The 10,681-nt window shown below is 70.5% G+C and carries 8 protein-coding genes and 1 pseudogene; 6 read left to right on the forward strand and 3 right to left on the reverse strand.

Annotation, left to right across the window (positions count from 1 at the left end; translation table 11 throughout):
• Window positions 1-3 precede the first annotated feature (3 nt).
• Window positions 4-834 (reverse strand): annotated as a pseudogene (locus tag AQJ91_RS49955) (RNA-guided endonuclease InsQ/TnpB family protein); the annotation flags it as partial.
• A gap of 984 nt (window positions 835-1,818) precedes the next feature.
• Here AQJ91_RS49955 and AQJ91_RS25180 point away from each other — a divergent pair.
• A complete protein-coding gene (locus tag AQJ91_RS25180) occupies window positions 1,819-2,373 on the forward strand; it encodes a peptidoglycan-binding domain-containing protein (RefSeq protein ID WP_067025992.1) in 555 nt (184 codons plus the stop codon).
• An 81-nt stretch (window positions 2,374-2,454) separates the two neighbouring features.
• On the opposite strand, the gene AQJ91_RS53770 is transcribed toward AQJ91_RS25180, so the two are convergent.
• Together AQJ91_RS53770 and AQJ91_RS25185 are read right to left on the reverse strand one after the other, a co-directional pair.
• Entirely contained in the window at window positions 2,455-2,700 is a 246-nt protein-coding gene (locus tag AQJ91_RS53770) for a hypothetical protein (protein WP_159054647.1), read from the reverse strand.
• A gap of 193 nt (window positions 2,701-2,893) precedes the next feature.
• Entirely contained in the window at window positions 2,894-4,159 is a 1,266-nt protein-coding gene (locus AQJ91_RS25185) for an MFS transporter (RefSeq protein ID WP_067025994.1), read from the reverse strand.
• 83 nt (window positions 4,160-4,242) lie between these two features.
• Here AQJ91_RS25185 and AQJ91_RS25190 point away from each other — a divergent pair, with 83 nt between their 5' ends.
• From AQJ91_RS25190 to AQJ91_RS25210, 5 genes are all read left to right on the forward strand, one after another.
• The gene (locus tag AQJ91_RS25190; protein WP_067025996.1) at window positions 4,243-5,208 is read left to right on the forward strand and encodes a LysR family transcriptional regulator; all 966 of its coding nucleotides are present in this window, start codon (window positions 4,243-4,245) and stop codon (window positions 5,206-5,208) included.
• A gap of 162 nt (window positions 5,209-5,370) precedes the next feature.
• Window positions 5,371-6,240: a hypothetical protein gene (locus tag AQJ91_RS25195; protein ID WP_234382909.1), complete on the forward strand. Its 870-nt coding sequence runs from the start codon at window positions 5,371-5,373 to the stop codon at window positions 6,238-6,240.
• The gene (locus AQJ91_RS25200) at window positions 6,240-8,441 is read left to right on the forward strand and encodes a bifunctional polysaccharide deacetylase/glycosyltransferase family 2 protein (protein ID WP_067025998.1); all 2,202 of its coding nucleotides are present in this window, start codon (window positions 6,240-6,242) and stop codon (window positions 8,439-8,441) included. Before AQJ91_RS25195 ends, AQJ91_RS25200 begins: the two co-directional genes overlap by 1 nt.
• Window positions 8,438-9,646 carry an acyltransferase family protein gene (locus AQJ91_RS25205; protein ID WP_067026000.1) on the forward strand — a complete coding sequence of 403 codons (1,209 nt, stop codon included), beginning with the start codon at window positions 8,438-8,440 and terminating at the stop codon, window positions 9,644-9,646. The genes AQJ91_RS25200 and AQJ91_RS25205 overlap by 4 nt, the downstream gene beginning before the upstream one ends.
• 334 nt (window positions 9,647-9,980) lie before the next feature.
• A partial coding sequence (locus AQJ91_RS25210; protein ID WP_234382912.1) for a hypothetical protein occupies window positions 9,981-10,681 on the forward strand: 701 nt, incomplete at its 3' end.

Here is a 10,681-nt window from a genome sequence, read left to right on the forward strand (position 1 = left end):
ACGCTCGAACCTGCCGATCTTCACCAGGGTGCGCCGTACCTGGCCGCCTTGTACTCCAGCATGGCCACGAACTGTGCCCAGTCCGCGTCATGCACGCTCTTGGCCAGCCTGGTGCGCGCCAGTCCCCTGACCGCCAGGTCCTCCACACCGATCGCTTGGTTCTCGCGAATCAGCTTCGTGGAGAGCTGGTGGTGGAACTCGCGGCGCGCATCGGCCACCTGTGCGTGGGCACGGGCGGCCTTCAGGCGGGCGTTCTCCCGGTTCTTCGACCTCTTCTGCTTGCGGGACAGGTCCCGCTGGGCCTTCTTCAGCTTCTTCTCCGCGCGGCGCAAAAACCGCGGGGAGTCGATCACGCGGCCGTCCGAGAGGGCCGCGAAGTGCGTCAGGCCCAGGTCGATGCCGACCGTCTGGTCGCTGCCGGGCATCGCGGTGGCGTCAGCGGCCGGGTCCGTGTCGATGACGAAGGACGCGAAGTATCGTCCGGCCGCATCTTTGATCACGGTGGCGGAGGAGGGGGGCAGTGGGCAGGGTACGGGACCACTTCACCTTCACCGCACCGATCTTCGGCAGGTTCAGCCGCCCGCCACCAGTGATCGACCAGCGGGCATTGGCCGTGAACCGGATCGACTGCCGGTTGTCCTTGCGGGACTTGAACCGGGGCGCACCCACCCGCATACCCTTTCGGGTCCCCTTGAGGGAGGCGAAGAAGTTGCGGTAGGCGGCCTCGGCGTCACGCAGAGCCTGCTGGAGCACCACGACGGAGACCTCTCCCAGCCAGCACCGCTCCACGGTCTGCCTGGCCCGGGTGAGCAGCTTCTTGGATAGCTCACCAGCGCGGTGCGCTGGGCGGTGTCCTGAGACGACGCTCAGTAGTTGTCACCGGCATATCCAGTTGAGCTGGTGAATGAGAGCGGGCGAAGCAGCCTGGTTGTCACCAGTGAGCACGCGGTTTGTCACAACTGCTCATTCCACCAGGCCGGGTGTCGGAAGCTGCTCGTCGTGAGCCGGCTGATCATGGGCTGAGAACCCATTGGTGTGGCAATTCTGCCGCTACCGGGCGGGCCGGGGTTCCCCATTCACGGCGGGGCCGTGCTCCGGCCTGGCAGGGGGTGGGCACGGTGCCCAGTACGGAGAAGATCGGCAACGTCAGCGTCCAGCGGTACGAGCAGATCGTGGAGAAGCTGCGCGAGGCCGTCGAAAAGTTGTCGAACCAACACCCCAGCCCTCTGCACTCCGCGATGACCCGCGCCTTCGCTGCGAGCCACGGAACTGACGGACCCGTAGGGCGGCTTCTCGTGGTCCCAGCGGTAGCGGCAGTCGAGCTCAACAAGGTCGCGGCTGTAAACCGGGTCTTCGAAGTTAGGCGGTGCGGCTCTTTGCCGGTGCCTGCCTCTGTGGCCTTCGCCAGCGAGGATGTGACACTTCAGCGCCGGGTGTCACATCCTCGCGAGTCACCGCTCCGCGCCAGCGCTTCTCGCGCACCGCTTAACTTCGAAGACCCTGTAAACCAGAGGCGGTCTCGACCGCCGCCTTGCCCGTATTCCGGTGTGTGCGGCGGCCGTTCCTTGTGGGGCAAACGACCGGCACACTCAGCGACCGGGCCGGGCTACTGTGTCCGTCGTACGGGGCTGACACCGGCCCTGGCGGGCGCGCATGACCTCACTTTCACTTTTCCGCTCATGACCCGGGCCACGGTGCGTGCTGCGTACCGCCCCTTGTGCCATCTCCGACCGTGTCCCCTCGCGGGACGCTGACATACGCGCACACCAACCCACCTGACCTGCAAGTTTTATGATGCACAGCACTCACTGGAGAACCATGTCATCGTCCCGCACCCGCGGCCTCCGCCGAGCCGCCGCTCCCCTTACCGCCGCGGCCCTCGCTCTCGGCATCAGCGCAGCCCTCACCACCCCCGCAGCTGCCAGCGGCACCTACCACGGCGGCGCCTACGTCAACGGCTCGGGCAGCATGACGGACGGCGACTGGAACAACGAGGGCGTCGTCAACGTCAGCACCCACCGGAACTCCAACGTCGCCTGCCTGTGGCAGACCGTACTCTGGGCGGACGGCTACATGTCCGCCTCTGACATCGACGGCATATTCGGCGATCAGACCCATGCCGCCACGGTCCGGTGGCAGCGGGACCGCGGGCTGGTCGCCGACGGCTCGGCCGGCAGGAACACTTGGACCAAGGCAGGCCAAAGGCTCAACAACAGCAACCCCGGACGCAGCCCCGACGGGTTCTGGTACGGCGGCTACGCCGGCAAGAACACGAGTTTCATGGTGCGCAGCAGCTCTGCCGGCAACTGGGGGTTCGCGGGGGCCGACGGCATCATCCGGTGGGCCTCCTACAACACCAGGACCTGTAGCTGACCCCTGCCCGTGCGCGTGCCTGACTACGGCGAAGCCCCGCCAGGCCGACGGCGGGGCTTCGCCGTAGTCGTTGCGTCGGCCTCAGGCGGCGAAGGCGTCGCCCTTGGCGGCCGACACGAACACCGACCACTGGTCAGCACCGAGGAAGTCCGGGCCAAGGGCGATCACGACACCGCTACTCCCCAGGAGTTCGCCCAGGCGCTCACCGATCTCGCCGACCGTCTGGATGTCGCCTGCATCGAGCACAGCACCCGCAACGCGATCGTGGACCAGAAGAGGGCGGAACAGCGCTGGCAAGAGTGGCAGGAGAGCAAGCAGCTCGTCCACGTCAGCACGGCGATCGCCTGCCCGCCCAACCGAGCCGAGGACGTCGCAACGACCCTTTTCCGGCTACCCGCGACAGCTGGCCGCCGCCCTGGAGTCAAGCGCGCGGATTGACCCGCGTACCACCCCTGAGTTCCGATTCGAGGGGTACGCCGCCTGAGCGTGCGGTACGCCGACCGCGTGCCGTGTACGTGCCTCAGTCCGGTTTGTGCCCCAGCGAGATCAGCAGCGCCACCGCCGACGCCGTCACCGGCACCCCGAATCCCGCCGTCGCCGACACGTGCTCCGCCACCCAGCCGCCCACCGCGCTCCCGCAGGCGATCCCGCCGAGCAGGCCCGTCACCGCCAGGGTCATGCCCTCGTTGAGTCGGCCCTCGGGCGTGCGCTCCTGGACCAGCGTCCTGTTGGTGATCATCGTGGGCGCCGTGGCCATCCCCGCGACCAGCAGCGCGCCCGACAGGAGCAGGAGCGAGCCGGTGACCGACGCAGCCAGCAGGGGCAGGGTCAGCAAGGCCGTCATCGCCGCTATGCACCACGGGTAGCGGTCCTCGGCGGATCCGGCAGGCTTCAGCGACCCGTACAGCAGACCCGCCGCACAGGACCCCGCCGCCTGTAGGGCGAGCACCGCACCCGCCGCCGTACGGTGGCCCCGCTCGTCCGCGAACGCGATCGTGACTACCTCCGTCGCACCGAACGCGGCACCCATCGCGAGGCAGACCAGCAGGAGCGGGGGCATCCCGGGGGCGCGCAAGGGCGCCCGTGCGGGTGCTGTCCGCTTCCCTGCCACCGGCGGCTCAGTCGAACGCTGTGCCGTGAACAAGCCCATCCCCACCACCAGCAGCACCACCCCCACCAGCGTCCCCGCCTCAGGGAAGAACACCCCGCACAGGAACGCCGCCAGCACCGGCCCGAGCATGAAACACAGCTCGTCCGCCGCCTGTTCGAAGGAGTTCGCGGTGTGCAGGGCCTTCGCGTCGCCCTGGAGCAGATGGGCCCAGCGGGCGCGGGACATGCCGCCCGTGTCGGGGGTGGTCGCGGTGGCGGCGTACGCGGCGAACAGGGTCCAGGCGGGGGCGTCGAAGCGTACGCAGAGCAGCAGGGCGAGCGAGCCCAGCGCCGCGAGGAGCGTGGCCGGCAGGGCGATCCTGGCCTGGCCGTGGCGGTCGACGAGGCGTGCCGTCCAGGGGGCGACCAGCGCGGTCGCCGCCAAGCCGGTCGCGGTGACGGCGCCTGCGAGGGCGTACGAACCCCGCGTGCCGGCGATCATCATCACCGCGCTCACACTGAACATGCCCATGGGGAGGCGGGCCATCAGGTTGCCGACGGTGAACGCGCGGGCGCCGGGCAGGGCGAGGAGGCGGCGGTACGGGCCGGGGTCGCGCTGTCGGGTACGGGGGCCGAAGTCGACGGCGACGAGGGTGTCGCCGGTGACGGTGAACAGCGGTCGGGGCGGTCGAGGCATGCACCTACCGTCGCCCGCACCCGATCAAGAGGTCCAACACCTACTCCGTACCGATTCACGCACCTGTGTTGTAAGTTCGCCGGATGTCCGCGCCCGCACACGTCGACCCGCGCCTTCTGCGTGGCTTCCTCGCCGTCGCCGAGGAGCTGCACTTCACCCGTGCCGCCGCCCGGCTGTACGTCGCCCAGCAGGCGCTCAGCCGTGATGTGCGGCGGCTGGAGCGGGAGTTGGGCGCCGAGCTGTTCCTGCGGACCACCCGGCAGGTCACGCTGACCGCCGACGGCGAGCGGCTCGTGCGGTACGCCCGCCGGGCGCTCCAGGCGCAGGACGACCTGCTCGCCGCCTTCGGGCAGGCCCGGCCGCTGCTGGTGGACCTGAACTTCCCGGACCAGGTCACCGCCCGCCGTGTTCTGCACCGGGCCCGGGAACTCGCCCCGGACCACGAGCTGATGGCCCGCTACGAGAGTGGTCTGACCGGCGCCGCCGGCGAGATGGTCGCGGGCCGGCTGGACGCCTCCTTCGGGCGGTACGCCGGACTCGACCCGGCGCTGCGGGCGCAGCTCGACCACCAGCCCGTGCGGCTGGAGCCGATGGCGGTCGTGCTGCCCGACGACCACCCGCTGGCGGCGCTGGAACGCGTGCCGTTGGCCGCGCTCGCCGGGGAGACCGTCTACGCCGGTGCCGGGAACCCCCGTACGCCGGAGTGGACCGACCTCGCGCGGCAGCTGTTCGAGGGGCGCGGGATCGAGGTCGCCGCGCCGGTGCCGCTGGCCGTCGGTGACGAGGAGTTCCAGCGGATCATGGCCAAGATGCGGAACCCCATCCTCGCGGTGGTGGACTTTCCGGCCATGCCCCGGGCGGTGCTGCGGCCGCTCGTCGATCCGGTGCCGCTGTCACCCGTGAGCCTGGTGTGGCGCAAGGGTCTGACGCACCCCGGATTTGATGCCGTTCGACGGGCTGCGGCCGAGCTGTCCGCCGCGGAGGGGTGGTTGCGGAGGCCTGTGGACGGGTGGATTCCGGCCAGCGATCTTGTCCTCATAAGAACGTAAAATTGATACATCGCGCACACGGAACCTTCGTGTGCGCTACGTTCTGGGGCCTGAGCACGGAGTGACAAAGGGGGCGCACGGACCGGGTGGGGGCCCGGTTCGGCGACGTGTGCTCGAGTCGTGCGCGTCCCGGGAACTGCCCCGTGGGGGATGTGCGTGCACGTGAAGAAATGGCTGGAAGACGCCCAACCGGAATGGCCCGAACCGGAATGGCCCGAAGTCGCATCAGGGACCGACGAGCCGCCGTCTCCGCCTCCGATACCCGTCCCGCGCGACCCCTGGGACGACGAGCCCCATGACCCCGGTCTCGCCCATGACCCGCACGAGGTCACCATCCAGCTGGACGACATGGGCGTCCAGCTCGACCACCCGACGCACCCGGCCAAGGGCGGCTCCGGCGGCGGCCCGGACGGCTCCGACGGGCCGGTGTTCGTCGACGAGTCGGGCCGCCGCAGCCGCAGGTACCGGAGGATCGGCATCGCCGTCGGCGGCGCCTGCGCGGTCTACGCCGTGGTCATCGTCGGCACGCTGCTGTCCGGCAACTCCAACGCGCCCTGGCTGCCCGTACCGGGGCAGAAGGACGAGCAGCCGGCCGCCGAGGTCGAGACCTCGCCGCTGCCCGCGGAGTCCGCTGCGCGGCCCACCGGCCCCGGCGCCGCCGCCCCGGGCACGACACCGACGTCCGGACCCGGAACGGCCCCGGTACCGGGCGCGAGCCCCTCCGGATCCGCCGCATCCGCCAGCCCTGGGAAGCCGGGCGCATCCGCCGCCCCCGAGCCGAGCGCGACGCGGACGGTCGTGGACCCCGGCACCGGCAGCACCCCGGACCCCGGCCCGTCCGACCCGCCGGTCACCGGCTTGCCCGACCCGAGCCCTTCGGTCAGCGCCGACCCCTCGCCCGACCCGTCCGTCTCCGTGCCCCCGGACAACCCCGGCACCGACGACACGGTCGCCGACGGTCCCGCCGGCACGGCGCCCGTCACACAGGAGCCCGGCCCCGACGCCGCACCATCCCCGGAGAACGTCCTCTGATGGCATCCCGCACCCGCCGCCGCCGGGCCAAGGCCCCCGGCGGTCCCCGGCGTCGCCGCCTGCCCATGCGTCTTCTGCTGCCCTCGCTCGTCCTCGCCGCCCTGATGGCGATGCTGATGCTGCGCGGCTATGTGCACAGCGAGATCCTCGCCGACCACCGCGTCCGGCCCGAGGCCGCCGCCGACCGGGTCCCGGACGAGATCCTCGACGGCGGCCCGGTCATCGACACCCGCGGCGGCCGCACCGAGAGCCTGAGCCTGCCCGACCGCCGCCTCGTCCTCACCTTCGACGACGGCCCGGACCCGACCTGGACCCCCAAGGTCCTGGACGTCCTGAAGAAGTACGACGCGCACGCGGTCTTCTTCGTCACCGGCACCATGGCCTCGCGCCACCCCGACCTGGTCAGACGCATGGTCGAGGACGGCCACGAGATCGGCCTGCACACCTTCAACCACCCCGACCTCTCCCACCAGACGAAGAAGCGCATCGACTGGGAGCTGTCGCAGAGCCAGCTCGCGCTCTCCGGCGCGGCCGGCATCCGCACCTCCCTGTTCCGGCCGCCGTACTCCTCCCACGCGGGCGCCATGGACAACAACTCCTGGCCGGTCACCCAGTACATCGGCGCCCGCGGCTACATCACCGTCGTCACCGACACCGACACCGACAGCGAGGACTGGCGCAGGCCGGGCGCCGCCGAGATCGTCCGCCGGGTCACCCCGAAAGGCGACGAGGGCGCGATCGTCCTGATGCACGACTCCGGCGGCGACCGCAGCCAGACGGTCGAGGCCCTGGCCACGTTCCTCCCGGACATGCAGGCCAAGGGCTACGCGTTCGCCAACCTCACCGAGGCCCTCGACGCGCCCAGTGCCCACACCCCGGTCACCGGCGTCGGCCTGTGGAAGGGCAAGGCGTGGGTCTTCCTGGTCCAGGCCTCGGACAACATCACCGCCGTCCTCGTCGTCGGCCTCGCGGTGATCGGCTTCCTGGTCATCGGCCGCCTCGTCCTGATGCTGCTCCTGTCCGCCCGGCACGCCCGCCGGGTCCGCCACCGGGGCTTCCGCTGGGGGCCGCCGGTCACCGAACCGGTGTCGGTGCTGGTCCCGGCGTACAACGAGGCCAAGTGCATCGAGAACACCGTCCGTTCACTGCTGGCCGGCGAGCACCCCATCGAGATCATCGTCATCGACGACGGTTCGAGCGACGGCACCGCACGCATCGTGGAGGCCATGGGCCTGCCCGAGGTCCGGGTCGTCCGCCAGCTCAACGCGGGCAAGCCCGCCGCCCTCAACCGGGGTGTGGCGAACGCCCGTCACGACCTCATCGTGATGATGGACGGCGACACGGTCTTCGAACCGGCCACCGTCCGCGAGCTGGTGCAGCCCTTCGGCGACCCGCGCGTGGGCGCCGTGGCCGGCAACGCGAAGGTCGGCAACCGGGACTCCCTCATCGGCGCCTGGCAGCACATCGAGTACGTGATGGGCTTCAACCTCGACCGCCGTATGTACGACGTCCTGCGCTGTATGCCGACCATCCCCGGCGCGGTCGGCGCCTTCCGTCGCTCGGCCCTCGAACGGGTCGGCGGCATGAGCGACGACACCCTCGCCGAGGACACCGACATCACCATGGCCATCCACCGCGACGGCTGGCGCGTGGTCTACGCCGAGAAGGCCCGAGCCTGGACCGAGGCACCGGAAACCGTCCAGCAGTTGTGGTCGCAGCGCTACCGCTGGTCGTACGGCACCATGCAGGCGATCTGGAAGCACCGCAAGGCGCTGGTGGACCGGGGCCCGTCCGGCCGCTTCGGCCGCGTCGGCCTGCCCCTGGTGTCGCTCTTCATGGTCGTGGCCCCTCTCCTGGCCCCGCTGATCGACGTGTTCCTCGTCTACGGCCTGGTGTTCGGACCGACCGGCAGGACCATCGCGGCCTGGTTCGGCGTCCTCGCCATCCAGGCGGTCTGCGCGGCGTACGCCTTCCGCCTCGACCGCGAACGCATGACCCACCTCGTCTCGCTGCCCCTGCAGCAGATCCTCTACCGCCAGCTCATGTACGTCGTGCTGCTCCAGTCCTGGATCACGGCCCTCACCGGGGGCCGGCTGCGCTGGCAGAAACTGCGGCGCACGGGTGTCGTCGAAGCGGCGCCCGACGGTTCGGTGCCGAGTCAGCGCACCGGCAGCGGCAGTGATCGGAGGCCCGTGGGATGACGCCGGAACACACCCGGGTGCGGTCGTCCGGGGTGCCGCGACAGCGGACGACGGCTCCGATGACCGCGCCCGCGCCGGTGGCGGCGGAGCAGCCGGTCCGCGACCGGTACCTGGATCTGCTCCGCTCGATCGCCCTGGTCCGGGTGATCCTCTACCACCTGTTCGGCTGGGCCTGGCTCACCGTCCTGTTCCCTTCCATGGGCGTGATGTTCGCGCTGGCGGGCTCACTGATGGCGCGCTCGCTGGGCCGGCCGGCGTGGGGCGTGATCAGAGGCCGGGTGCGCCGGCTGCTGCCGCCGTTGTGGGCGTTCAGCGCGGTGGTGCTGACGCTGCTGTTCGCGGGCGGCTGGGATCCGTCGAAGGACCCGGACGACGGCGGTGCCTGGGGACTGCTCAAGCTGGTCAACTACGTCGTCCCGATCGGCGCCCCGCCCTTCCCGTGGAGCATCGGCTCCGACTCGGGGCTGCTGGAGAGCAGTTGGGCGGTGCAGACGGCGGGGCCGTTGTGGTACCTGCGGGCGTACCTGTGGTTCGTGCTCGCCTCGCCGCTGCTGCTGTGGGCGTTCCGCCGGGCGCCGTGGCCGACGCTGCTCGCTCCGCTGGGGCTGACGGCCGTGGTGGGCACGGGGCTGGTGACGATCCCGGGTGAGACCGGCAACGCGGTCACGGACTTCGCGGTCTACGGCGGCTGCTGGGTCCTGGGCCTCGCCCATCACGAGGGGCTGCTCGCCCAGGTGCCGCGCTATGTGTCGGTGTCCTGTTCCACGCTGCTGATGGCCTTCGGCCTGTGGTGGGCGTCAGGACATCAGGGGCCGGAGGGCTGGGCCCTGAACGACATCCCGCTGGCCCAGGCGACCTGGTCCTTCGGCTTCGTGGTGATCCTGCTCCAGTACTCCCCGTCGTGGCGGGAACTGCCGGGCAGGCTGGCGAAGTGGGACAAGTTGGTGACCTTGTCCAACAACCGCGCGGTCACGATCTACCTCTGGCACAACATGCTGATCATGTCCACGGTGTGGATCCTCGACCGGCTGTACGAGCTTCCGTTCCTGCGGAGCGAGGGGGCGACGGCTGCCCTGGACTCGACGTACACGATCTGGATGTTCTTCCTGGTCTGGCCGCTGACCGGTCTTGCGATCCTCGGAGTGGGCTGGATCGAGGATCTGGCGGCGCGGAGAGGACCGCGGCTGTGGCCGAACAGCCAGTAGAGTTGGCGCGGCCCGGCAACACAGTATCTTGACGATGTGCCAAACCACCATAGAACCGGGCCCGGTTGGGCCCGGTCGGCATCCAGAGCCGCACTGTGGTCCGTCGCAGCCGTCCTGACCGCTGTAATCCTCTGGATCGCCTGGGCAGTTGTCATGTCAGGCGGTGGTCTCACACTGGCGATCTGCGTCGCCGCACTCGCCGCGCCGTGGCCGCTGTTCTGGCTCGCCGGCTCGCTACAGGCACGGCGGAAGAGTCGAGTTGCCCCACAGGAGCGTGCGAGACTGCCCCGGTCACGGCAGTGAACGGGGTGGCCCGGGTGGGGAGCAGGTGCTGATGAGCAAGCGGCAGATACAGAAGTTGCTGCGGGCGATGGCGGGCGGGCAGCCCGTCGAATTCACCAGCCCCATGGCCTCCGTGAAGAAGCTCGCCCGATTCGCCTTCATCGCCCAGCAGTTCGGCTACGAGTACACGGACGTCCGCCAGGGCGGCGGCCGGGGCACCTCCCTGATCATGCTGCTCCTGCCCGACCCCAGCCCCCAGGCCCGCGCCCGCGCCGCGCAGAACTGGGCGCAGTACCCGAACGCCGGCGACGGGGTCTCCCTGCCGCCCCTCGTCCCCGACGCCTTCGAGCTCCTCAAGGCCCGCATCAACTTCGACCTCACCGGCAAGAACGCCGAGAAGCGCATGGCGTACGGCGCCCTGGGCGGCACCCTCGGCTGTGGGGTGGTCGCCGTGCGGGCGGGCGGTGACGGCGCCGCCTTCGTCACGGCGGGCATCCTGTGGCTGGTCCTCATGGCGAGCCTCGGCATCGGCTTCGTCGTCAACCGCAAGCGCAACGCCAAGTTCGCGACCCGGCTCCAGGCGGCCGGCTTCACCCCGGTCAACGACGAGAAGGGCCGGCTCCGCTATCTGCCCCCGGGTGCGTCGGCACCGGGTCAGGGCCCCTTCGCGCCCGGCCCGTACGGCAACCAGTCCGCGGCCCCTGCCTCCGGCGGCTTCGGCGGCCAGTCTGTGGCTCCTGGCCCTGGTGGCTT

This window comes from Streptomyces dysideae, assembly GCF_001514305.1.
Taxonomy (GTDB): Bacteria; Actinomycetota; Actinomycetes; order Streptomycetales; family Streptomycetaceae; genus Streptomyces; species Streptomyces dysideae.

Coding starts and splice junctions, on each gene's coding strand:
- AQJ91_RS25180 (WP_067025992.1), top strand. CDS start 1,819: ATGTCATCGTCCCGCACCCGCGGCCTCCGCCGAGCCGCCGCTCCCCTT.
- AQJ91_RS25185 (WP_067025994.1), bottom strand. CDS start 4,159: ATGCCTCGACCGCCCCGACCGCTGTTCACCGTCACCGGCGACACCCTC.
- AQJ91_RS25190 (WP_067025996.1), top strand. CDS start 4,243: ATGTCCGCGCCCGCACACGTCGACCCGCGCCTTCTGCGTGGCTTCCTC.
- AQJ91_RS25200 (WP_067025998.1), top strand. CDS start 6,240: ATGGCATCCCGCACCCGCCGCCGCCGGGCCAAGGCCCCCGGCGGTCCC.
- AQJ91_RS25205 (WP_067026000.1), top strand. CDS start 8,438: ATGACGCCGGAACACACCCGGGTGCGGTCGTCCGGGGTGCCGCGACAG.